Below are 23,940 nucleotides of genomic sequence, written 5' to 3' on the forward strand. Positions count from 1 at the left end.
CCGCCGCTCGCCGCCCGCGTCCGGGGAGGCCGCCGTCTCGCGTCCCGTGTGTTCGCCCGGGCCGGACTGCTCCCCGTCCGGGCGCTCCTGCCCTTCGCGCGGCTCGGCGCCCGCGTCGGGGTCGGCGGCGGGCGGGGGCACCCGGGGGCCCTCGCCGTTCGCCTGGCGGCGCCCGGAGGCGGGAGAGGAGGACTGGAGTGCCATCCCTCCCGTGGTGCGGAACAGTTCGTCGGCTCCCGGCAGACTCACTCGGCGTGACACCGGGCGAGCACCTCCCTGGCGAGCTGACGATAGGCGGCGGCACCGACGGAGTTGGAGGCGTACGTGGTGATCGGCTCACCCGCGACCGTGGTCTCGGGGAAGCGGACCGTACGGCCGATGACCGTGTGGTAGACGTGATCGTCGAACGCCTCGACCACGCGGGCGAGGACCTCACGGCTGTGCACGGTGCGCGAGTCGTACATCGTGGCGAGAATGCCGTCCAGCTCCAGGTCGGGGTTGAGCCGCTCCTGGACCTTCTCGATCGTCTCCGTGAGCAACGCCACACCGCGCAGCGCGAAGAACTCGCACTCCAGCGGCACGATCACCTTGTGCGCGGCGGTGAGCGCGTTGACCGTGAGCAGACCGAGCGAGGGCTGGCAGTCGATGACGATGTAGTCGTAGTCGGCCATCAGCGGCTTGAGCGCGCGCTGCAGGGTCGACTCCCGGGCCACCTCGCTCACCAGCTGCACCTCGGCGGCCGACAAGTCGATATTGCTGGGCAGCAGGTCCATGTTGGGCACGGCCGTCTTCAGCAGCACCTCGTCGGCCGACATGCCCCGCTCCATGAGCAGGTTGTAGACCGTGAGGTCGAGCTCCATCGGGTTGACCCCGAGGCCGACCGACAGGGCGCCCTGCGGGTCGAAGTCGACGAGCAGGACCCGGCGGCCGTACTCGGCCAGGGCCGCGCCCAGGTTGATGGTGGAGGTGGTCTTGCCGACCCCGCCCTTCTGGTTGCACATCGCGATGATCTTCGCGGGACCGTGATCGGTCAGCGGCCCCGGGATCGGGAAGTACGGCAGCGGGCGCCCGGTGGGGCCGATGCGCTCGCGGCGCTGGCGGGCGGCGTCGGGCGCGAGGGTGGCCGCGTATTCGGGATCTGGTTCGTACTCCGCGTCCGGGTCGTAGAAGTGCCCGTCGGGGAGGTCGTCGTAGTCGGCGAGGCGGGCGGGATCCGTGCCCCCCTGGTCGCCGGCCATGGCGTTCACGTGATGGCCGTCCATGCTGTGGCTCTGGTGGGCTGTCGTCATGCTCTGGTGGGTTGCGAAGGTGCGGACAGCGACGGAGCCGACAGCCTCGAGCCCCGAGGGACCCTGGCCCCGCGCAGCCGATCCTGGTTGACCACCCCCGGGAGAAAATGTCGACTCATTCACAAGTCGTCCTACCTCCTTGGTGACCAGGAAATTTCTCTATAGGTCAGCGTGACACCATGCCGACGGTTGGCGACTCTATGGCGTGTCGGCGGTCCGCAGCAACACAATCCACCGGACACGGCATAATGTGTCGGCAATCAAACACCCCGATGTCAAGGGCGTGTGAACGGTGCCGCGGAGATTTCACCACCGTATAAAGCGTCTCAAGAGGTGCATTGAGGGCGAGTTGACCACGGCATGGGTCACCCCCGATACCGGGCACAGCGGACACGCGTCCGGCCGGGTCCCGCCCTGCGGCGGAACCCGGCCGGATGCCCGTCCTCGACCTGGGGTTGACGGTCCGGGTTGACCTTCCGGCAACCGGAGTTCACCGGCTCCGGACGGTCCGGGCGCGTCCTCAGCCGATCAGCGAACCCAGGTCGACCGCGGGCAGCTCGTGCGCCTCGGCGACCGGGCCGTAGACGACCTGTCCCTCATGGGTGTTGAGCCCCTTGGCCAGCGCGGCGTCCCGGCGCAGCGCGTCCCACCAGCCGCGGTTGGCCAGTTCCACGATGTACGGGAGCGTCGCGTTGGTGAGCGCGTGGGTGGAGGTGTTCGGCACCGCGCCGGGCATGTTGGCGACGCAGTAGAAGACCGAGTCGTGGACCGTGAACGTCGGCTCGGCGTGGGTGGTGGGGCGGGAGTCCTCGAAGCAGCCGCCCTGGTCGATCGCGATGTCGACAAGGACACTTCCCGGCTTCATCCGGGACACCAGCTCGTTGCTGACCAGCTTGGGCGCCTTGGCGCCCGGGATGAGCACCGCGCCGATGACCAGGTCGGCGTCGAGGACGGCCTTCTCCAGCTCGTAGGCGTTGGAGGCGATGGTCCGCACCCGGTTGCCGAAGATCCGGTCGGCCTCGCGCAGCTTGTTGATGTCCTTGTCGAGCAGGGTGACGTGGAAGCCCATGCCGATGGCGATCTGGGCGGCGTTCCACCCGGAGACGCCACCGCCGATGACCACGGCCCGCGCGGCGGCCACCCCCGGCACCCCGCCGGGCAGCACCCCGCGGCCGCCGGCCGAGCGCATCAGGTGGTAGGCGCCGACCTGCGGCGCGATCCGGCCCGCGACCTCGGACATCGGCGCGAGCAGCGGCAGCGCGCGGTTCGCGGTCTCGACCGTCTCGTACGCGATGGCGGTGGTGCCGGACTCCAGCAGCGCGTCCGTGCAGGCCCGGGAGGCGGCCAGATGCAGATAGGTGAAGAGCGTCTGGCCCTTGCGCAGCCGGTGGTATTCCTCCGCGACGGGCTCCTTGACCTTCAGCAGCAGGTCGGCGGCGGCCCAGACCTCGTCGGCGGTGCCGAGGATGTGCGCGCCCGCGGCGGTGTACTCCTCGTCCGTGATGGAGGAGCCGAGGCCCGCGCCCCGCTCCAGGACGACCTCATGGCCGCCGCGGACCAGCTCGTGCACACCGGCGGGGGTGATGGCCACACGGAACTCGTTGTTCTTGACCTCGCGGGGAATACCGACCTTCACGTCGATCACGGTCCTTGAATGGGGGGGGAACGGAACATAACGCCATAGGCAGTCACGGGTCGATACGACATCGACCATAGACCGGCAAACCGGCATGCGTCCGCATGCCGGAGACGACCGCAACAATCGCGGTACAGCCAGTCTAATGAAGGAGGTCACGCTGTCTAGCCTTGCAATGCAGCAATCTTTCGCGAGACCACTACTGGTTTCGTAGGTCGACCGGGTTTCCCTTACCGCTCCCCGGCGCCGGACCCCGTGTCGTCCGCTTCCGCCGTGCCGATCCTCCGGGCGGTGCGCCGCAGCGACGCCGCCACCGCGGGATCCCCGCCGAGCCGGTCCACCGCGTCCGCCGCGTGGCGCGCCACATCGGCGTGCAGCAGAGAATCACCGCAGGTACGGGCGGTGGCGGCGGCCTCCGCCCAGGTGCGCAGCGCCTCCCTCGACCGGCCCGTGCGCTCCTGGGCGCCCGCCGTGCCGCAGAGCGCCCGCACGTACCCCGGCCGGTCCCCCGCCCGGCGGCAGGCGGCCGCGGCGGCACGCCAGTCGCGCAGCGCCTCGGCCCACTGCCCGGCGTAGCCGTGGACGGTGCCGAGCCGCGCGTACAGCCGGGCGGCCGCGGGCAGATCGCGGCGGCTGAGCCGCAGCTCCAGGGCGCGTCCGTACCAGTCGGCCGCCCGGTGCCAGTCCTCCAGCTCCTGGTACGTGCCGCCGATCGACTCCAGCGCCCGCCCGGTCGTATACGGATCGCCCGACGCGCGGGCGGCCTCCAGGGCGCTCTTGTAGCGGCCCAGGGCCTTGTCCACCCGGCCCGCCCCGCCGTCCAGATCACCGAGGTTGAGCAGCGCGGCGGCCCGCTCCACCGGCAGGTCGCGGCGCCGGGCCACGTCCAGCACCAGCTGGTGCAGACCGTACAGCTCCGGCGCGGCGCCCTCGGCGCCCCGGTGGGCGGTGAGGGCGTGGGTCAGCGCGGCCACCAGACGCCGTGCCAGGGTGTCCAGCCGCCCGGTCTCCACGGCCAGCCGGGCGGCCTCGAGCAGCGTGGGCAGCCGCGCCTCGAGCCAGGCGGCCGCCTCCGCCGACGACGCGAACCGCAGCGGCCCCGGCATCTCCGCCAGCTTCTTGCGGCCCGGCGAACCGGGGGGCTCGGCGGCCAGCCGGCACGCGTGCAGCTGCCGTACGGTGCGCTCCAGCATCCGCGCCCGCGCCAGCTCCACCTCCGCCGGGCGCTCCGCGGTCTCCAGCAGCTCCCGCAGCAGCGGATCGAGACAGCCGGGCACCTGGTAGCGGCCCGGTTCGCGCGGACGCAGCATCCCGTACGCGGCGAAGCCCTCCAGCGCCGCCTCACCGTCCGCCACCGAGCATCCGGCCAGCGCGGAGGCGGTCTGGGCGTCGGCCGATCCGCCGGGCGCGAGCACCAGCAGCCGCAGCATCCGGGCGGTGGCGGACGGCAGCGAGGCGTAGGCCAGCCGGAACGCCCGGATCAGGGGACGTGTGCCGTGGTCGGGACCCCCCTCCTCCGGGGGGAGTTCACGCAGCCGTGCCAGGACATCGGCGACCGACGCCTGCGGGCGGGCGGCGAGCCAGCCGCCGACCAGGACGAGGGCGGCGGGCTGGCCCGCGCACTCCTCGACGAGGGACTGCGCGGCCACCGGGTCGCAGGTGATCCGGGTGGGTCCGGCGTACTGCGCCAGCAGACCGACCGCCGCGCTCACGTCCAGCCCGCCCACCGTGCACGGCCGCACGTCCGGCACCCCGGTCAGCGGGCCGCGCGAGACGGCGACCACCAGGCAGCCGGGCTCGTCGGGCAGCAGCGCGTCCACCTGCTCGGCCCCGGCCACGTCGTCGAGCAGCAGCAGCACCCGCTTGCCGGCCAGCGCCGCGCGCAGCGCCGCGCTCAGATCGTCCTCGTCCGCCCCCGGCGGGGCGCTCACCCCGAGCCGTCCGAGCAGCTCACGGGCGGTGCGCTCGATGGGGACGGGGTCGCCGGCGGAGGTCATCAGCCGGGCGCTCAGCACCCCGTCGGGGTAGTCGTCGGCGAGCCGGCGGGCCAGCTCCTCGGCGAGCGCCGTACGGCCCCAGCCGGGGCGGCCCGCGATCAGCAGCACCCGGCTGCGGGCGGCCTTGCGACCGGCGATGGTGTCCAGGCCGGGGCGCTCGATGTCGGCCCGCAGCGAGAGCAGCTCGCGCCGCCGCCCGGCGAACCCCTGCCCCACGGTGGCCGCCGCCGCGAACAGCACGGCCCGGGTCGCCCCGCTCCACACCCCGCCGTCCTGGCCCCCCGTGCGCCCGGCCGCGCCGCTCGCGGAGCGCTGCCGGGGCGGGCCGTCGGAGGGGCGTGCCCGGTCGTCGGACACCCGGTCGTCGGACGCCCGGTCCTGCGACGGATGGTCCCCCGGCGCATGGATCCCCGGCGCGCGACCCTCCGACGAACGGTCCCCTGGTGGACGGCCCTCCGAGGAACGGTCCTCCGGCGCGCGGCCTTCCGACGGACGGCCCTCCGACAGACGGCCCTCTGGTGGACGGCTCTCCGGCGGACGGCTCTCCGGCGGACGGCCGGAAGTGGACGAAGCGGGCGTGGCGGACGGAGGCTGCCGCTTCCGGGGGGCCGTCGGCTCCCCATCGGTGTCGACCGCCTGTTCCGCCACCGGCCCACTCCCGTCCTACCTGCGCATACGAACCCGTCGCGACCATGCGATCGGGTTGGCTATGAGCGTAGTTCACTCCGCGTCAGGTACCCGGCACTCCCGGCCCACGGCGCGGACCGAAAATCACTCCATCGGTTCTTCACCAGGACCCGATGGGCCATCCCCGGACGCGATGGGCCGGTGCCCGGCCGCGGGCCATCCCCGGACCCGACGAACCGGTGCCCGGCCGCGGGCCAGTGTGCGCGTGCGGGAGCCGGGCCCTACGCCGCGAAGCCCTACGCCGCGAAGGGGCGGGCCGGCCAGGGAGCGTCGGCGGGCCGCAGGGAGTCGACGCCGTCGCCGGCGAGCGCGGCCTGAAGCGCCAGCGCGCCCACCGCGAGGCAGTTGTTGTGCAGCTCGCCCGCGAGGGCGCCGCGCACCAGCTCCTCCAGGGACACCCGGGCGAGCTCCATGTCGGCCTCCTCCTCGGCGACCTCGAACCGCTCGCCCTCGGCCGCGGAGATCTCCCGGGCCAGGAAGATCCGTACGGCCTCGTCACAGCCGCCGGGCGAGGTGTAGACGTCCACGAGGACGCGCCAGTCCTCGGCCTTGACGTGCGCCTCCTCGTACAGCTCCCGCTGGGCGGCGTGCAGCGGGTTCTCACCGGGGACGTCGAGCAGACCGGCCGGGATCTCCCACAGCCGCTGGCGGACCGGGTGCCGGTACTGCCGCAGCACGATCACCCGGCCGTCCTCGTCCAGGGCGAGGACGGCGACCGAGCCGGGGTGGACCTGGTAGTCGCGCGTGGCCCGGCTGCCGTCGGGCATGACCACCTCGTCCGTGCGCACGCTCGTCTTGTTGCCGGTGAACGGCGTGGCGGTGGCGGTGACCTGCCATTCCTCGGGGGTGTCCTGGATGCGCATGCTTGCCTCAGCGTCCTTTCCGCGTGCGGTTGACGGGGGCGGTGGGCCGGACCGGCCACCCACCCCCGTCAACCGTAGCGGTCAGGCGTCGCCGCCCCGCGTCTGAGCAGCGGTCTGCCGCTCGACGGCCGCCTTCACCAGGCCCGCGAAGAGCGGGTGCGGACGGGTCGGGCGGGAGCGCAGCTCGGGGTGGGCCTGGGTGCCGACCAGGTAGGGGTGGACCTCGCGCGGGTACTCCACGTACTCGACGAGCTTGTTGTCGGGGGAGGTGCCGGAGAAGACGATCCCGGCCTTCTTCTCCAGCTCACCGCGGTAGGAGTTGTTGACCTCGTAGCGGTGGCGGTGGCGCTCCTCGACGTAGGGCTGGTTGTCGTAGACCTCGCGGACGATCGAGCCCTCGGCGAGCTTGGCCGGGTACATGCCCAGCCGCATGGTGCCGCCCATGTCGCCGTCGCCCGCGACGATGTCGAGCTGCTCGGCCATGGTGGAGATAACCGGGTCGGTGGTGGCGGGCTCGAACTCGGTGGAGTTGGCGCCCTCGATACCGGCGAGGTTGCGCGCGGCCTCGATGACGATGCACTGGAGTCCGAGGCAGAGGCCCAGCAGCGGGATCTTGTTCTCCCGGGCGTAGGTGATCGCGCCGACCTTGCCGGTCACTCCGCGGTCGCCGAAGCCGCCGGGGATGCAGACCGCGTCCACGCCTTCGAGCTGCTGCCGGGCGCCGGCCGCCGTCTTGCAGTCGTCGGAGGTGACCCACTTGATCTTGACGCGGGCGCGGTTGGCGAAGCCGCCGGCGCGCAGCGCCTCGGTGACGGAGAGGTAGGCGTCGGGCAGGTCGATGTACTTGCCGACGAGCGCGACGGTGACCTCGTGGTCGGGCTGGTGGACCCGCGCCAGCAGGTTGTCCCACTGGGTCCAGTCCACGTCGCGGAAGGGCAGGTCCAGCTTGCGGACGACATAGGCGTCCAGGCCCTCGGAGTGCAGCACCTTCGGGATGTCGTAGATCGACTTGGCGTCGATGGCGGCGACCACGGCCGCGTCGTCCACGTCGCACATCAGCGAGACCTTGCGCTTGATGGAGGTCGGGACCTCGCGGTCGGCTCGCAGCACGATCGCGTCCGGCTGGATACCGATGTTGCGCAGCGCGGCCACCGAGTGCTGGGTGGGCTTGGTCTTCAGCTCGCCGGACGGGCCGATGTAGGGCAGCAGCGAGATGTGCACCACGAAGACGTTGTCCCGGCCGACCTCGTGCCGGACCTGACGGACGGCCTCGAGGAAGGGCAGCGACTCGATGTCGCCCACGGTGCCGCCGACCTCGGTGATGACGACGTCCACGTCATCGGTGGCCATGCGCCGGATGCGGTGCTTGATCTCGTTGGTGATGTGCGGGATGACCTGCACGGTGTCACCGAGGTACTCACCACGCCGCTCCTTGGCGATTACGGTGGAGTACACCTGGCCGGTGGTCACATTGGCCGAGCCGTCGAGGTCGACGTCGAGGAAGCGCTCGTAGTGGCCGATGTCCAGATCGGTCTCGGCGCCGTCGTTGGTGACGAACACCTCACCGTGCTGGAAGGGGTTCATCGTGCCCGGGTCGACGTTCAGATACGGATCGAGCTTCTGCATGGTGACGCGCAGACCTCGCGCCTTCAGCAGGGCACCCAGACTGGAGGCGGTAAGACCCTTGCCGAGTGAGGAGGCGACCCCCCCGGTGACGAAGAGGTGCTTGGTCGTCATGGGTTTAGCGGCAATGGCCAAGAGGGGGCTCCCGTGGTCGCGTGGTGAGGGTGCGCTCGGCGGCCGCTTCCGGATTCCGGCGGCGCCGTCGCTGAGGTTCGGGGGTTTTGTGCCCGCCGCTCCACGGGCTACCAGGGTATCAGCGCCCCGGAGCGGCCGCTGATGACCTGGTTCCCGCGATCGGCCTGCGCAACCGCACGGGCACCCTGGGTGACCGTCCACCCGATCGGCCGCGCGATGCGAGCCACGATGTGGACTGGCTCGAGCGGATCACCGTCGTCCGTCGTATCCTCATCGGACGCACGCATGCGAGCCACCCCGGCACGGCACCACCAGCACGCCCCCGGAACAAGAGCTCGTCAGAATTTCCGAGACCGTGAGAAACGCCCTCCGGGGTGATACGGCCGTTCGAATGGGGAATGCACGTGGCCGGGCGTATCGAGGATTACGCGCTGATTGGTGATATGCAGACCGCCGCCCTCGTCTGCAGAGACGGGACGGTCGACTGGCTGTGCCTGCCGCGCTTCGACTCCCATGCCGTCTTCGCCGGTCTGCTGGGCACCGAGGAACACGGCTTCTGGCGTCTGGGGCCCGCCTTCCCCCCGGGGAGCGAGCCGCCCGCCGCCGACCGCCGCCGCTACCGCGGCGACTCGCTGGTCCTGGAGTCGGAGTGGGACACCCCGCGCGGCACGGTCCGCGTGATCGACTTCATGCCGCCCCGGGACGGCGCCCCGCAGCTGGTGCGGATCGTCGAGGGGGTCAGCGGCCGGGTGCCGATGCGCTCCGCGCTGCGGATGCGGTTCTCCTACGGCTGGGTCGTGCCGTGGGTGCACAGGGTGGACACGCGCACGGTCGCCGTCGCCGGTCCGGACTCGGTGTGGCTGGACACCGAGGTCGACACCTACGGCAAGGACCTGACCACCTACTCCGACTTCACGGTGGCCCCCGGCGACCGGATCGCCTTCACCATCAGCTGGCAGCCCTCCCACAAGGAGCCGCCCGCCCTGCCCGAGCCGGAGGCCGCGCTGGAGGCCACCGAGGCGTTCTGGCGGGAGTGGGTGGAGCACTGCACGTACCACGGCCCCTACCGGGACGCGGTGGTCCGCTCGCTGATCACGCTCAAGGCGCTGACCTACGCCCCCACCGGCGGCATCGTCGCGGCGCCCACCACCTCGCTCCCCGAGGAGATCGGCGGCGTCCGGAACTGGGACTACCGCTTCACCTGGCTGCGGGACGCGGCGATCACCCTCTCCTCGCTGCTGCGCACCGGCTACCGCGAGGAGGCCCGCGCCTGGCGCGAGTGGCTGCTGCGCGCGGTCGCCGGCGACCCGGAGAACCTCCAGATCATGTACGGCATCGCGGGCGAGCGGGAGTTGGCCGAGGCCGAGCTGACCTGGCTGCCCGGCTACGAGAACTCCCAGCCGGTCCGGGTCGGCAACGGCGCGGCGGGCCAGCTCCAGCTGGACGTCTACGGCGAGGTCACCGAGGCGCTGCACCTGGCCCATATGACGGGCCTGGCGCGCAACGACTACGCCAGCGTGCTCCAGCTCAAGCTCATCAGCTACCTGGAGGACCACTGGGACGAGCCGGACGAGGGCATCTGGGAGGTGCGCGGGCCGCGCCGCCACTTCGTGCACTCCAAGGTGATGGCCTGGGTCGCGGTCGACCGCACCGTCAAGCTGATCGAATCCGGCGATGTGGACGGGCCGTTGGAGCGCTGGCGGGAGCTGCGCGACGCCATCCACCGGGACGTCTGCGAGAAGGGCTACGACGCCGAGCGCAACACCTTCACCCAGTCCTACGGCTCCAAGGAGCTGGACGCCTCGCTGCTGCTCATCCCGCAGATGGGCTTCCTGCCGCCGGACGACAAGCGGGTCATCGGCACCATCGAGGCGATCCAGCGGGAGCTGTCGACCGAGGACGGATTCGTCATGCGCTACCCCACGGCGGGCGAGGACGCCGGGGTGGACGGTCTCGAGGGCGACGAAGGGGCCTTCCTGGCCTGCTCGTTCTGGCTCGCGGACGACCTGGCGATGATCGGCCGGGTGGACGAGGCGCGCAGGCTCTTCGAGAAGCTGCTCGCGCTCCGCAACGACCTCGGGCTGCTGGCCGAGGAGTGGGACGCCCGGAACCAGCGCCAGGTGGGCAACTTCCCGCAGGCGTTCAGCCATGTGCCGCTGATCGACACCGCGCTGCGCCTGACGGCGTCCGGGGCCTACGGAGGCTAGCCCGCTGACCAGGGAAGAGGGCCCCGCCGAGGGAGCGTCCTGAGCATGGAACCGCAGGAGCCGCGGCAGCGGCCGACCCCTCGGGAACCGCATGGGACGATCACCGTGGCGCGGGCCCTCGGCCTTCCCGCCCTGCGCCGCGGCCTCCCCGAGGTGGTGTCCGGGGAGGAGCTGCTGGACCGCCCGGTGCGCTGGGTGCACGCGGGCGAGGCACCGAACATCGCCGCGCTGCTCAAGGGCGGTGAGCTGCTGCTGACCACCGGCCTGGGCGTCGGGCCGCGCCCGGCCGACCAGCGGTCCTTCGTCCGCCGGCTCGCCGACCGGGGCATCGCGGCGCTGGTGGTGGAGCTGGGCGCCCGGTTCCGTACGCTGCCGGGACCGGTGGTGGACACGGCGCGCTCCTGCGGGCTGCCGCTGGTGCAGCTGCACCGCGAGGTGCCGTTCGTGACGGTCACCGAGGAGATCCACACCGAGATCGTCAACGCGCACTACGCCCTGCTGCGCCAGGCCGACGTGGTGCACCGGCAGGCCACCGAGGTGCTGCTGCGCGGCGGCGGGGTGCCGGAGATCCTGCGCGATTTCGCCGCCTTCGCGGCCAACCCGGTCTTCCTGGAGACCCCCGAAGGACAGCTGCTGTACGCGGCGGGGCCGGGCGGTACGTCCCCGGCGGGCGCGGCCGATCCGCTCCAGGTGTGGGAGGGGCTGCGGGCCCGGCGCGCGGCCGAGCGGCCCGAACCGCCGGCGGGCAGCGTGATGGCGGACATCCCGGGCGGCGGGCCCGGCCCCGGCACCGTACGGGCGCGGCTGACCGTCCTCCCGGTGGCCGGACCGCTGGGGCCGGTGCACCGGATCGCCGCCGAGCGAACGGCGGATCTGCTGGCGGTGGTGCTGCTGCGGGCGCGCCAGGAGGAGGAGCTGGCGGCGCGGGGACGCGGGGACTTCCTCACCGATCTCGCGGAGGGCCGGATCGAGCCGTCCGACGCCCCCGCCCAGGCCCGGGTGCTGGGCTTCCGGCCGGGCCCGGACGGGCCGCTGCTGCCGGTGGTGATGCGGCTGGTGGCGGATCCGCGCCCGCTGGGCGGGGGCGGCGAGAGCTGGGCGGCGCTGGCCCACGCGCTGCAGGAGGAGCTGGCGGCGGTCGGGGTGCCGGTGCTGCTCGGCGTACGGCTGCCGGAGGGCCGGGTTCCGCTGCTGGTGGGGCTGCGCGGCGCGGCCGAGCGGGGGACGGTGGCCGAACGGATCGCGACGGCGCTGCGGACCGGGGTGGAGCGGGCCTGGCCGGACCGGGCCGGCGCCCGGCCGCCGGTGGTGGTCGCCGGGCTCGCGGGCGGCTGGGACGCGGCCGGCGCCGAGCTGCGGCACGCGGCGGAGGCGGCGAACGCGGCGCGCGGGCTGACCGGCCGGGACTGGTACGACGTACGGAGTCTGGATGTCGACCTGTTGCTGTGGCGGCTGCGGGAACACGGCGATCTGGCCGCCTTCGTCGACCGGGTGATCGGCCCGCTGCTGGCCCACGACCGCACCGCCCGGCCGCCGCTGGTGCCGACCCTGGAGGCGTATCTGCGGCATGCGGGCCGCAAGGCGGAGACCGCCCGCGCGCTGCACCTCAACCGCCAGACGCTGTACGACCGGCTGGCCCGGATCGCCCGGCTGCTCGGCAGCGACCTGGAGGACCCGCAGACTGTCCTCGCCCTGGGGCTGGCGCTCCAGGCCCGCCGCCATGTGCGCTGACGCCTTCCTCCCGGCCGGCGCCCGCGGGCGCGGCGCCCGGAGGGGCACCGCGCCCGGTGGCCGTCGTGCCTGAGCCGCCTTTAGAACGGGGTCAGGGTGAGCGTGACACCCGTGGGGGCGGTGTCCTGGATGTACGACGCGAACTCGGCCACGTCGTCGAAGGCGAAGCCGTACGCCTTGCCGTCCACGGTCGCCGCGTGCATGGCCTTGGCGTAGTGGTTGGTGACGTCCTCGCCGTAGAAGGCGGCCGGGTCGGTGGTCGGCTGGGCGTCGGCGTTGTGCAGCGTGGTGCGGTTGAAGCCCGCGCCGAGGATGGCCGCGACCGGGCCCGTCGTCCCGTCGTTGGGGGCGGCCAGGGCGCCGTCGCAGAACAGCACGTCCTTGGTGGAGGGCTTGTCGAAGGAGACCGACGCCGGACCGGTGAAGGAGAACTTCCCGTCGCTCACCCGGCCGGTGAAGGTGCCCGCGTTGGTGGTGACCTTGAGGTCCTTCGATCCGTAGGTGTCCCAGACCTGGTCGATGTACGACGCGAAGTAGTCCTCCGCGAACAGCCCCGAGCCCATGCCGTGGCCCGGAGCGATCACCCGCAGGTTGTCCCCGATGATCAGCGGCTTGAACGCCTCGACGGCGGCGAGGTCGGAGAAGACCTTGTCGCGGGCGCCGTCCTTCAGGGTGCCGGTCGTCTGGTCCTGGGCACCGGTGAGGTGGATCGACAGCGGGACGCTGAACATGTCCACCATGGTGGTGTTGCAGAACATCCCGGAGGAGTTGTACGTGAACTCCGCGCAGTCGTGCAGGATGTCGAAGTTCGGATCGCCGGACACCCAGCCGGCCGGGTACTGCAGCGCGGCCTTGCCCGCCCCGTCCTCGACCACCTTGAGCTTGAGCTTGTCGCCGAGCGCGACATAGATCCGGCCGGACATCTGCGGCAGGTTGAGCTTGGTCTCCCCGCTCCCGGACAGCGGGATCGCGTAGTCGGTGAAGCCGTCCGAGCCGTTGTCGGAGAGCGCCACGGGAACGATCTCGCCCTCGGGGGTGACGTGGACCTGCCGGTCGCCCTCGTTGCCGACGATGTAGAGCCATACCGACCCGTTGTCGAACTGCCCCGTCTTGTTCACGACGGTCAGGGGCAGGGAGGCGGCGGCCCTCGCGCTCGGCGCACCGCTGGCGCGACCGCCGGCGAAGGCCAGGCCGGTTCCCGCGGCGGCGGCGGAGGCCGCGATGCCGCCCAGCAGCTTCCTGCGACTGATCATGATGATGGTGCTCCTCGGCGTAGTGGGGGTTGCCGGGAAAATGGCGTGGGGGGTGACGAGAGAGAGCGCTCTCTCGTTCCTCTGCGCAGCACCCTGCCGATCAACGGCCGGGGCCGTCAACCCTTTCGCGGATAAAGGTCTGAACCAACTCGTCGTAGATGCTGAGGACATGGGCGACCGTGTCGTCCTCCGTCGGCCAGCACGCCGTCCGCGCCCGGCCCGCCGCCGCCAGTTCCACCCGGCGCGCCGGGTCGGCGAGCAGCCCGGCCACGGCGCCGGCCAGGGCCTCCGGGTCGCCGTACGGGACGAGTTCGGCCGCGTCCCCGACCAGCTCCGGCACCCCGCCCACCGCCGTGGCCACCAGCGGCACGCCCGCGTGCAGCGCCTCCTGGGCCAGCAGCGACCGCGCCTCCCAGCGGCTGGAAAGCACCGCCACATCGGCCGCGGCAAGGAGCCCCGGCAGATCGTCATGCCGGCCGAGCAGCCGCACCGGCAGTCCCTCCGTGTCGATCCGGCCCTGGAGCACCGCACGGTCCGGCCCCTCCCCCGCCACCACCAGCAGCGGCCGAGGATCCAGCCCGCGCCAGCGCCGCGCCGCGTCCAGCAGCGGGCCGTGTCCGGCCACCGCCTCCAGCCGTCCCGCCGTGACCAGCAACGGCCGTCCCATCACGCCCAGTTCGGCCCGCGCCTTCTGGCGGCGGCCGTCACCGGACTCCGGTGCCCGGCGCGGGGCGGGCACCGCGACCGGGGCCAGCCGGGCGTCGCGCGCACCCCGGGCACGGGCCCGGTCCACCAGGTCCGAGGATGCGCCCAGCACGATCGCGGCGGTTCGCGCCACCCGCCGCTCCATCAGCCGGACCAGACCGGCCCGCGCCCCCTCGATGTCCACCCGGGTGTGCCAGGTGACGACCAGGGGCACTTTCCGGCCACGCAGCGCCACCGCGGCCAGCAGCCCCGGCCGCAGCCCGTGGGCGTGCACCAGGGCCGCCCCACAGACGGCGGTGCGCAGCGACGCCACGCTCCCGGCGTCCGTCAGGGCGTCGAGCCCGGTGAACCGCGCTCCGGTCTGGGTGAAGCCGTAGCCCCGCTCGGCGCTCCAGGGCCCGCACACGGTCACCCGCAGTCCGCGCGCCACCAGCCCGGCCGACAGCGACCGCACATGCACCCCGCTGCCCGAACTCCCCCCGCCCAGCACCTGGACGGCGTGCAGCGACGGCTGCCCGTGCGGCGGGACCGGGGTGCTGCTCACGGTACTGCTCACGCGGGCGGAGCTCCTGAGACGGTGGCGGAGTGGACTGCGCGGACGCGCTCCGCCCAAGAATGCCAGCACTCGCCGGGCCCTCGTCGCAACGCTCCCGGACAACGCCTGCCCCGGGCTCGTCCGTACGTCCGCACTACCACCCTTTCGGGTGAAGGATCAGCGTCCTGCGCGGGCCGCCTCCAGGAGCTCTTCCGCATGCGCCCGCGCCAGTTCGGAGTCCTCCTGCCCGGCGAGCATCCGCGACAGCTCCCGTACCCGGTCCTCGCCCTCCATGACCTTCACCCCGCTGCGGGTCACCGCCCCGTCGTTGGTCTTCTCGACCACCAGGTGCCGGTCGGCGAAGGCCGCGACCTGGGGCAGATGGGTGACCACCACGACCTGTGCGGAACGGGCGAGCTTGGCCAGCCGGCGACCCACCTCGACCGCCGCCTTGCCCCCGACGCCCGCGTCCACCTCGTCGAAGAGATAGGTCGGTACGGGATCGGAGCCCGCGAACACCACCTCGACCGCGAGCATCACCCGGGACAGCTCACCTCCGGAGGCGCCCTTGGCGATCGGCCGGGGCGGGGTGCCCGGATGAGGGGCTAGCAGCAGCTCGACCTCGTCGGCGCCGTGCGGCCCGAAGACGACCGGACGCCCGCCCACCTCGATGCCGTCCGTCTCCTCGGCGGCCTCGCTCTGGCGGATCGCGAACGTCACCCGGGCGTGCGGCATCGCCAGGGAGGCCAGCTCGGCGGTGACCGCCTCGGCGAACCGCCCGGCCGCCTCCGTACGGGCGTCGGTGAGCGCCTGCGCCAGCTCGCCCAGCTCGGCGCGGAGCGCGTCGCGCTCGGCGGTCAGCTCACCGATGCGGTCGTCGTCGCCGTCCAGTTCGGCGAGCCGGGCGGCGCCCCGCTCGGCCCAGGCCAGCACATCCCCGATCGTCTCGCCGTACTTACGGGTCAGCTGGGCCAGCACGGCCCGGCGCTCCTCGACGGCCGCCAGCCGCAACGGGTCGGCGTCGAGGTCATCCGCGTACCCCGCCAGCTCCCCGGCCACGTCGGACAGCAGGATGCCCACCTCGCCGATCCGGTCGGCGAGCCCGGCCAGGGCCGGGTCATGGGAGCGCACACCCTCCAGCGCGCGGTGGGCCCCCGCGACCAGGGTGGCCGCGTCCACCCCCTCCGGGTCCTCCGGGTTCCCGGCGAGGGCGGCGTGCGCGAGGGCGGCGGCGGAGGCGAGCGCCTCGGCATGCCCCAGCCGCTCCGCCTCGGCCGCGAGCTCGGCGTCCTCCCCGGGGAGGGGCTCGGCCGCGGCGACCTCCTCCAGGCCGAAGCGCAGCAGATCGGCCTCCTGCGCCCGTTCACGCGCCCGCGTGGTCAGCTCGTCCAGCTCATCGCTGACGGCACGCAGCCGCCGGTAGGCGGCCGCGTACTTCTCCAGCGGCCCGGACACCGCGTCCCCCGCGTACCGGTCCAGCGCCTGCCGCTGCCTGGCGGGGCGCAGCAGGCCCTGCTGATCGGTCTGCCCGTGCACGGCCACCAGATCGTCGGCCAGCTCGCTCAGCAGCCCCACAGGCACCGAGCGGCCACCCACATGGGCCCGCGACCGCCCCTCGGCGGAGAGCGTACGGCTGATCAGCAGCGCACCGTCGTCGAGCTCGGCCCCCGCCTCCTCGGCTCTCACGGCCACCGACGACCGGGCGTCCACCGTGACGCGCCCCTCGACGACCGCCGCCTTGGCCCCGATCCGCACCAGACCGGCGTCGGCCCGGCCACCCAGCAGCAGTCCGAGGCTGGTGACGACCATGGTCTTGCCCGCGCCGGTCTCACCGGTCACCGCGGTGAAGCCGGGCGACAGCTCGACGACCGCGTCGTCGATGACGCCCAGCGCACGTATCCGCATCTCCTCCAGCACGTGCACGACCATACGAGGTTTGCCCGGTCCGATGCGACGAAGGGGCGCCACTTGCGGGTCCCACCCGCACACATGACCACCCAGCCGACCGGGGCCACCGGCGGAAAGGCGAGAGAGGACCGCCACCAAGCCGACGACCGGAGCCACCCGCAGGGAGCCGCGAGAGGACCGCCGCCAGGCAGGCGACCGGGGCCACCGGCGGGGAGCCGCGGGGCGGCGGGAGGGGGCGGGGTCGGAGGGGTGGGGTCCTGGACGCTTACGTGTATTTGTGGCGCCAATCTCCGGCCCACTCCACGCCTCCGGTCAATGGCGCCGTAAATATACGGTCCAGGGCCCCGCCCCGGAGGCCCCGCACCCGACACCACCACCCAACCGACCGCGCACCCACGGCAACCCCGCCACCGCCCAGCGAAACGCACCGCCCCCGCCGCGCACCCAAACCGCACCCGAAAAAACCGCACCCCAAAGCACCCCAACCACACTCACCGCACAACCCCAAACCGCACCCCAACCGCAACCCCCAACCGCACCCACGAACCGAACCTAGTGCGGCGCCCCCCGCCACCCCGCCACCGGAAGCGCGAACTTGGCCACCAACCGGTCGGTGAACGACGCGTGGTGGAGCCGCGCCAGCCGCACCGGCACCGCCCCCCGGCGGACCTCCACCCGCGCACCCGCGGGCAACTCCACCGTGCGCCGCCCATCGCACCACAGCACCCCATGCGGCGTCTGCGGCTGAACCTCCACCGCGAGCACCGACTCCGGCGAGGCCACCAGCGGCTTGGCGAACAGCGCATGAGCGCTGATCGGCACCATCAGCAGCGCCTCGACCTCGGGCCACACCACCGGCCCGCCCGCCGAAAAGGCGTAGGCCGTCGAGCCGGTCGGGGTCGCGCAGACCACGCCGTCGCCGCCGAACCGGGACACCGGCCGGTTGTCGACCTCCGTGACGACCTCGAGCAGCCGCTCACGCGCCGCCTTCTCGACCGACGCCTCGTTCAGCGCCCAGTCCGTGTGCACGATGTGCCCGTCGTTGCGGACGAGCACGTCGATCGTCATCCGCTCCTCGACCTCGTACTGCCGGGTCACCACCCGGTCCACGACCTTGTCGAGGTCGTCCCGCTCGGCCTCGGCCAGGAAGCCGACCCGGCCGAGGTTCACGCCGAGCATCGGCACACCCGAGACCCGGGCGAACTCCGCGCCGCGCAGCAGCGTCCCGTCCCCGCCGAGCACCACCAGCAGCTCGCAGCCGTCGAGGACGTCACGGTCCGCGTCGACGCGTTCGACGGCGGGCGGCAGCGGCAGGTCCGCGGCCTCGGCGGCGAGCACCCGCACCCCGATTCCGCTGCGCAGCAGCCCCTGGACGACCAGTTCGGCGCTGCGGATGGCCGCGGGGCGGCCGGTGTGCGCGAGCAGGAAGACGGTCCGGTCCGCCGTCGGCTCGACCGCCGGCGGCTCCGGTGACGCCAAGGGCGCCACCGCCGCCGGAGCGTCCGACGCATCGGGCACTGCTTCCTTCGCCTGCGCTGCTTCTGAAGTGGTCAACTGGGCCCCTCCGCCACTGCACGGTCAACATCGGCCGGGTCCAGTGCCGGCGCCCCGGCGCGCATCCACAGAAAGTACTCGACATTACCCGACGGCCCCGGGAGCGGGCTGGCCGTCACGCCCAGCACACCCAGTCCGAGTTCCGCCGCCCGCTCCGCCACCGTACGCACCGCTTCGGCGCGCAGCTCGGCGCTGCGGACCACTCCTCCGCTGCCCAGCCGCTCCTTGCCGACCTCGAACTGCGGTTTGACCATCAGCACCAGATCGGCATCGGGCGCGGCGCACCGCACGAGGGCGGGCAGTACCAGTCCGAGCGGAATGAAGGAGAGATCGCCGACCACCAGGTCCACCGGTTCCCCTCCGATCCGCTCGAGTGTCAGCTCGCGCACGTTCGTACGATCGTGGACGCTGACGCGTTCATCGCTCTGCAGTGACCAGGCGAGCTGGCCGTATCCGACGTCGACGGCGAGCACCCGCGCGGCGCCCGCTCGGAGCAGGACATCGGTGAAGCCCCCGGTCGACGCGCCCGCGTCCAGCGCCCGCCGCCCGGCGACCTTCAGTCCCGCGCCGGGGACCGGACGGACCCCGGGGTCCTGCCCCGCGCCCGCGCCCTCCCGGTACTCCTCGCTGAAGGCGTACAGCGCGCCCGCCAGCTTGTGGCCACCGCGCGAAACGTAGTCCGGATCGCTGTCGTCCTTGATCACCACGACGGCCGCGCTGGTCTCCACCTGGGTGGCCGGTTTGGTCGCCACCGCCCCGCCGACGGTGACCCGGCCCGCGGCGATCAGCTGGCTCGCATGCTCACGCGAACGCGCCAGCTTGCGGCGCACCAGCTCCGCGTCGAGTCGTGCGCGTCGTGGACGGGTCACTGCCACGGGTGGTTCAGCTCCTGAGGTCGTTTACGTCGGGTGCGTAGCGGTTCGTCGGGTACGTAGCAGGTGATTACGTAGCGGAAGGGGACCGCGGACCGGGCGCCGGGGGTCCGGGCGGCCGGTCGAGCGCGGTCAGCGTGTCACGCAACCCCCGGTGCACATCCTCGTACACCTCCAGGTGTCCGCTCGTCGCGAGGTGGTCGGCGTCGGCCAGCCGGTCGAGCCGGGCGTCCACCTCCGGAACGCCGGTGGGCGTGCGCCCCACGCCGAGCGGTGCGGGATCAGCGGGCCCGGACGGCTCCGGCACGGACTCCCGCACCACATCCCCCGCCACCTCCGGTACAGACGGCTCCGCCGCCCCCAGCACGGAATCCCCGGCGGCCCCCGGCGCGGCATCTCTCGCCACCTCCGGCGCGGAATCCCCCGCCGCCTCCGGCACGTCTCCGTATCCCACGCCCTCAGCCTCTCCCCGTCCCGACCCCGGCACGGCCTCATGGGCTGCCCCGGCCACCGGGTCGGGCTGTGGGCCGGGCCATCCGTCCGGCATCGGCTCGCTCATGACCTCGACGCTACCGCGAATCCCGCGTTCTCCGGCGTACGAGACCTGCGGTAACGTCGTCCGCGATGGCGACCTTGGAACAGTGCCGCGGCGCACTCGAGAAGCTGGCGGAGAACCTCGCGGGCGCGAACGGGGACCTCCGCAGCGCCGCCGCGCTCGATCGCTCCGTCAGCTGCTGGATCACCGACCTGAACACCACCTTCGTCGGCCGTCTCGTGGACAGCCGGATCGAGGATGTGACGGCCGAGCCGGGCCCGCCGGCCGAGCGTGCCCAGATCCGGCTGACGATGACCGGCGAGGACCTGGTGGCCCTGGTCGACGGCGAACTGCACTTCGCACGGGCGTGGGGCAGCGGCCGGATCAAGCTGGAAGCCGGACTGCGCGACCTCATCCGGCTGCGCAAGCTGCTCTGACCCCACCCGACCCGGCCGGACGCTGCCACTGACGTCGCGAGGACGATCACGTGCGTCGCGCTCTGACCCCACGCGGCCGGACGCCGCTCTGACCCTGCCCGGCCGACCGAACGGGCCGCACCCCGCCGAGCACAGCGAACCGCACCCGGCCGAGCACAGCGGGCCGCGCCCGACCGCCTGCACCAAGCCGGAAACGCCGCCCCCAGCCCCGAGCCCCCGGCCCTCGAAGGCCGGGCCCGCGAGCCCCGAACGCCGAGCCCGCGAGCCCCAAACCCCGAACGCCGAACCCCCGAACACCGAACCCCGGAGCTCCCGCTCCACCCCGGTCCATGACCCCGCTCCCGCAGCCGCCCTTCAGGACTCCCTCGCCGCCGCAGCCGCCGCAGCCTCCAAAGGCGCCTCGCCCCGTGCCGTACGGGACCGACGGGCGGCGGGGATGACCAGCGGCGTCCCCGTCTCGGGGTCGTCGATCACCTGGCAGCGCAGCCCGAAGACCCGTTCCACCAGCTCCGCCGTCACCACGTCCCCCGGCGCGCCCTCCGCGACGACCTCCCCGCCCCGCATCGCGATCAGATGCGTGGCGTAGCGGGCGGCGTGGTTGAGGTCGTGCAGAACGGCGACGAGGGTGCGGCCCTGTTCCTCGTGGAGCTGGGCACACAGGTCCAGCACATCGATCTGGTGCTGGATGTCCAGATAGGTCGTGGGCTCGTCAAGGAGCAGCAGCGGGGTCTGCTGGGCGATGGCCATCGCGATCCATACCCGCTGGCGCTGCCCACCGGACAATTCGTCGACATAGCGATCCCTCAGCTCCGCCACACCGGTCGCCGCCATCGATTCGTCGACGATCCGCTCGTCCGTCTCCGACCACTGTCGCAGCAGCCCCTGGTGCGGGTAGCGGCCGCGGGCGACCAGATCGCCGACGGTGATCCCGTCCGGCGCGATCGAGGACTGGGGCAGCAGCCCGAGGGTACGGGCGACCTTCTTGGCGGGCAGCGTGCTGATCACCTGCCCGTCCAGCAGCACCGATCCGGCCGTCGGCTTGAGCATCCGGGACAGGGCGCGCAGCAGGGTGGACTTGCCGCAGGCGTTCGGCCCGACGATCACCGTGAAGGAGTTGTCGGGTATGGACACGGACAGCCCTTCGGCGACCGTGCGCCGGTCGTAGGCGAGGGTCAGCCCCTCCGCGGTGAGCCGCTGCCGCCCGCGCTCAGCCCCACCGTCTCGGCCGCCCCCGTCACCGCCGCCGCCCCCCTCGCCGCTGCCGCCCTCATTGCCATTGCCGCCGTCGGCCGCGGTCTGCCGGGTGTCCTTGTCCATGGTGTCTTCCGTGTCGTCTTCCGTATCGTCTTCCGTGTCTGCTCCGGTAACGGCTCCGGTATCGGCTTCGGTGTCGTCTTCCGCCCGGGTCGTGTCCACGCTGGTCATATCCACGCTGGTCATATCCACGCTGGTCATATCCACGCTGGTCATATCCACGCTCGTCATATCCGCCCCGCCCTGCGCTCGGTCACCAGCAGCCACAGCAAATAGGCGCCACCCAGCATCCCGGTGAGCACCCCCACCGGCAGTTGATCGGCCCCGAAGACACGCTGCGAGGCCCAGTCGGCGGTGATCAGCAGCCCCGCGCCCATCCAGGCCGCCGGCAGCAGATTCGGGCCCGCCGAGCGGGTGAGCCTGCGGGCCAGCTGCGGGGCGACCAGCGCCACGAAGGCGACGGGCCCGGCCGCGGCGGTGGCGGACGCGGTCAGCAGCACGGCCGCGCCCATCAGCACCATCCGCGTCCGCTCCACCGGCACCCCGAGGGCGTAGGCGCTGTCGTCACCCATCTCCAGCATCCGCAGCCCCCGGGCATGGCCGAAGACCACGGGCAGCAGCACCGCGCAGATGGCCAGCATCGGCCAGACCTGGTTCCAGTCCCGCCCGTTGAGCGATCCCGCGATCCACACCACCGCGCGGGTGGCGTCCACCACATCGGCCTTGGTGAGCAGATAGCCGTTGACGGCGGTGAGCATCGCGGACGCGCCGATGCCCACCAGCACCAGCCGGTACCCGTGCACACCCCGCCGCCAGGCCAGCACATAGACGCCGAGCCCGGTCAGCAGGCCGCCGCCGAGCGCACCGGCGGCGACCTCGGTCGGACCGCCGTGGAGGAGGACGATCACGGTGAGCGCCCCGGCCGCCGCTCCCTGGCCGAGGCCGAGCACGTCCGGACTGCCCAGCGGATTGCGGGAGATGGACTGGACGATCGCCCCGGCCAGGCCCAGGGCCGCGCCGACCAGCAGCCCCACCAGCACGCGCGGCAGCCGCAGATCGTTGACGATGAAGTCCTGGGCCACGGTGCCGCCGCCGAAGAGCGTGCGCACCACGTCGGCGGGCGCGATGGGGAAGTCGCCGGTGCCGATCAGCAGAACGCTCATCACCAGCGCCACCACGAGCAGCAGCAGCCCCACGACCACACCACGGATGTCCAGGCGCAGCGAGATGCCACCGCGGGTGCGCAGCGTGGCCCCGCGCATCCCGGGCTTGCTGGTGCGCTTGCTCGCGTTCACAGTTGGGCCATCCTTCGGCGGCGTACGAGGTAGATGAAGAGGGGCCCGCCGATGAAGGTGGTGACGACGCCGACCTGGAGTTCCGCGGGCCGGGTGATCACCCGCCCGAGCACATCGGCGCCCAGCAGCAGGACGGGCGACAGCACGGCCGCGTACGGCAGGATCCAGCGCATATCGGGTCCGGTCAGCGCGCGGACCAGATGCGGCACGATCAGCCCGACGAACGCGATGGGCCCACAGGCGGCGGTCGCGGCCCCGCACAGCAGGGTGACCGCGGCCATGGAGAGCGCCCGGGTGCGGTTGAGGTTGGTGCCGAGGGCGCGTGCCGTGTCGTCGCCGAGTGCCACGGCGTTCAGCGAACGGCCGAGCGACAACGCCAGCACCGCGCCGACCAGGAGGAACGGCGCCACCTGCCGGACGACGCTCATGTTCGCGGAGGCGAGTGAACCGACCGTCCAGAAGCGCATCTTGTCGAGCGCCGCGGTGTCCAGCAGTTCAACGGCGTTGACGTAGCCGTAGAGAGCGGCGTACACGGCCATACCGGCGAGCGCCAGCCGCACCGGGGTGGCGCTGCGGCTGCCGCCGAGCGCGTACACGAGTACGGACACCACGGCGGTGCCGAGGAACGCGAACCACACATAGCCGGTCAGGGAGGTGACCCCGAGGAAGCTGATGGCCGAGACGACGGCGGCGGACGCGCCCGCGTTCAGCCCCAGCAACCCGGGGTCGGCGAGCGGGTTGCGGGTGAGGGCCTGGATGACCGCGCCCGCGAGGCCGAGCCCGACGCCGACGAGCAGCCCGAGGATGGTGCGCGGCAGTCGTACGTCCCGGATCACCACATCGGTGTCGCTGCCGGTGTAGTGGAACAGCCCGTGCCACACCTGGTCCAGCGCAATCGATTTGGCACCGATCGCGATGGATGCGGCGGCGATGGCCAGCAGCACACCCAGGGAGACGACCAGCCCGGTCGCACGGCGCGCGGTGCGCCGCCGGGGCGGCGCGCTCGCTGTCTCGGTCCCGGCTTTCACCGGACTGACCACGGTCACGCGGAACTCCACCTCACAGCACGGCCGATCATGACTTAGGTTAGGTTACCCTAAGTCTTGCTGGCCGTACCCTTGCGGATCCTTGCCGACCGTCCCCGCGCGAGACCCTCGTCGGCCATCCCGGATACGGGAACCTCACCGACCGCCCCCACGCGGGAACCTCTCTCCGGCGGTCCGCATGCGGGCACATCACCAGCCGTACCCCCGCGAGACAGGCCGTACCCGTGCGAGGTACTCGCTGACCGCACCTATGCGAGGTACCTGTCGGCCGTGCGCCGAGATACCTATCGGCCGCACCTGTGCGCGATCACCGCCGACCGGCCCCACAGCAGCACCTCACCAACGGCCCCCACGCGAGCGCCTCCGACCGTACCCACG

The 23,940-nt window shown here is 72.7% G+C and carries 17 protein-coding genes and 1 pseudogene; 3 read left to right on the forward strand and 15 right to left on the reverse strand.

The features are described 5' to 3' along the window. The 6 genes and pseudogenes from AXW62_RS30875 to pyrG all read right to left on the reverse strand — a co-directional run. A pseudogene (locus tag AXW62_RS30875) lies at positions 1 to 261 on the reverse strand (hypothetical protein); the annotation flags it as partial. Continuing rightward, entirely contained in the window at positions 246 to 1,262 is a 1,017-nt protein-coding gene (locus AXW62_RS30880; RefSeq protein ID WP_030833087.1) for a ParA family protein, read from the reverse strand. The pseudogene AXW62_RS30875 and the gene AXW62_RS30880, both read right to left, overlap by 16 nt. Before the next feature lie 547 nt (positions 1,263 to 1,809). Beyond that, a complete protein-coding gene (gene ald / locus AXW62_RS30885) occupies positions 1,810 to 2,925 on the reverse strand; it encodes an alanine dehydrogenase (protein ID WP_060947411.1) in 1,116 nt (371 codons plus the stop codon). 230 nt (positions 2,926 to 3,155) lie between these two features. Continuing rightward, positions 3,156 to 4,922 carry a tetratricopeptide repeat protein gene (locus tag AXW62_RS30890; protein ID WP_479685794.1) on the reverse strand — a complete coding sequence of 589 codons (1,767 nt, stop codon included), beginning with the start codon at positions 4,920 to 4,922 and terminating at the stop codon, positions 3,156 to 3,158. A gap of 923 nt (positions 4,923 to 5,845) precedes the next feature. Continuing rightward, the gene (locus AXW62_RS30895) at positions 5,846 to 6,472 is read right to left on the reverse strand and encodes an NUDIX domain-containing protein (RefSeq protein ID WP_060947405.1); all 627 of its coding nucleotides are present in this window, start codon (positions 6,470 to 6,472) and stop codon (positions 5,846 to 5,848) included. Positions 6,473 to 6,553: 81 nt separating this feature from the next. Then, positions 6,554 to 8,209 (reverse strand): CTP synthase, encoded by a 1,656-nt coding sequence (pyrG, locus tag AXW62_RS30900; RefSeq protein WP_037646693.1) that lies wholly within the window; start codon positions 8,207 to 8,209, stop codon positions 6,554 to 6,556. Positions 8,210 to 8,628: 419 nt separating this feature from the next. On the opposite strand from pyrG, the gene AXW62_RS30910 reads away from it, so the two are divergent. Together AXW62_RS30910 and AXW62_RS30915 are read left to right on the forward strand one after the other, a co-directional pair. Beyond that, positions 8,629 to 10,437 (forward strand): glycoside hydrolase family 15 protein, encoded by a 1,809-nt coding sequence (locus AXW62_RS30910; protein ID WP_060947407.1) that lies wholly within the window; start codon positions 8,629 to 8,631, stop codon positions 10,435 to 10,437. 45 nt (positions 10,438 to 10,482) lie between these two features. Next, the gene (locus tag AXW62_RS30915; RefSeq protein ID WP_060947408.1) at positions 10,483 to 12,168 is read left to right on the forward strand and encodes a PucR family transcriptional regulator; all 1,686 of its coding nucleotides are present in this window, start codon (positions 10,483 to 10,485) and stop codon (positions 12,166 to 12,168) included. Positions 12,169 to 12,248: 80 nt separating this feature from the next. Here AXW62_RS30915 and AXW62_RS30920 read toward each other — a convergent pair whose 3' ends face one another. The 6 genes from AXW62_RS30920 to AXW62_RS30945 form a co-directional block, all read right to left on the reverse strand. Beyond that, positions 12,249 to 13,421, reverse strand: coding sequence for a glycoside hydrolase family 64 protein (locus tag AXW62_RS30920; protein ID WP_060947409.1), 1,173 nt, complete (start codon positions 13,419 to 13,421; stop codon positions 12,249 to 12,251). Between the two features lie 100 nt (positions 13,422 to 13,521). After that, positions 13,522 to 14,670, reverse strand: a complete 1,149-nt coding sequence (locus AXW62_RS30925) for a glycosyltransferase family 4 protein (RefSeq protein ID WP_060947412.1) — start codon at positions 14,668 to 14,670, stop codon at positions 13,522 to 13,524. Between the two features lie 168 nt (positions 14,671 to 14,838). After that, positions 14,839 to 16,590: a DNA repair protein RecN gene (gene recN / locus AXW62_RS30930; protein WP_174556455.1), complete on the reverse strand. Its 1,752-nt coding sequence runs from the start codon at positions 16,588 to 16,590 to the stop codon at positions 14,839 to 14,841. 531 nt (positions 16,591 to 17,121) lie between these two features. Continuing rightward, entirely contained in the window at positions 17,122 to 18,048 is a 927-nt protein-coding gene (locus tag AXW62_RS30935; RefSeq protein WP_060947414.1) for an NAD kinase, read from the reverse strand. 71 nt (positions 18,049 to 18,119) lie between these two features. Further along, on the reverse strand, positions 18,120 to 18,992 hold the full coding sequence (locus AXW62_RS30940; protein ID WP_030843702.1) for a TlyA family RNA methyltransferase: 873 nt from the start codon (positions 18,990 to 18,992) through the stop codon (positions 18,120 to 18,122). 73 nt (positions 18,993 to 19,065) lie between these two features. After that, entirely contained in the window at positions 19,066 to 19,401 is a 336-nt protein-coding gene (locus tag AXW62_RS30945) for a hypothetical protein (RefSeq protein ID WP_060947415.1), read from the reverse strand. 218 nt (positions 19,402 to 19,619) lie between these two features. Here AXW62_RS30945 and AXW62_RS30950 point away from each other — a divergent pair, with 218 nt between their 5' ends. Further along, a complete protein-coding gene (locus AXW62_RS30950; protein WP_060947410.1) occupies positions 19,620 to 19,967 on the forward strand; it encodes a hypothetical protein in 348 nt (115 codons plus the stop codon). Between the two features lie 354 nt (positions 19,968 to 20,321). Here the strand turns inward: AXW62_RS30950 and AXW62_RS30955 are convergent, their stop codons facing one another. The 3 genes from AXW62_RS30955 to AXW62_RS30965 all read right to left on the reverse strand — a co-directional run bounded on the left by AXW62_RS30955 (position 20,322) and on the right by AXW62_RS30965 (position 23,562). Then, complete coding sequence (locus AXW62_RS30955; protein WP_060947416.1) at positions 20,322 to 21,284, reverse strand: ABC transporter ATP-binding protein; 963 nt, start codon at positions 21,282 to 21,284, stop codon at positions 20,322 to 20,324. A gap of 164 nt (positions 21,285 to 21,448) precedes the next feature. Continuing rightward, a complete protein-coding gene (locus AXW62_RS30960) occupies positions 21,449 to 22,483 on the reverse strand; it encodes a FecCD family ABC transporter permease (RefSeq protein WP_060947417.1) in 1,035 nt (344 codons plus the stop codon). 29 nt (positions 22,484 to 22,512) lie between these two features. After that, positions 22,513 to 23,562, reverse strand: a complete 1,050-nt coding sequence (locus AXW62_RS30965; protein ID WP_030843689.1) for a FecCD family ABC transporter permease — start codon at positions 23,560 to 23,562, stop codon at positions 22,513 to 22,515. Between the last annotated feature and the right edge of the window lie 378 nt (positions 23,563 to 23,940).

It is taken from the genome of Streptomyces hygroscopicus subsp. hygroscopicus (genome assembly GCF_001553455.1).
Classification (GTDB): Bacteria; Actinomycetota; Actinomycetes; order Streptomycetales; family Streptomycetaceae; genus Streptomyces; species Streptomyces hygroscopicus.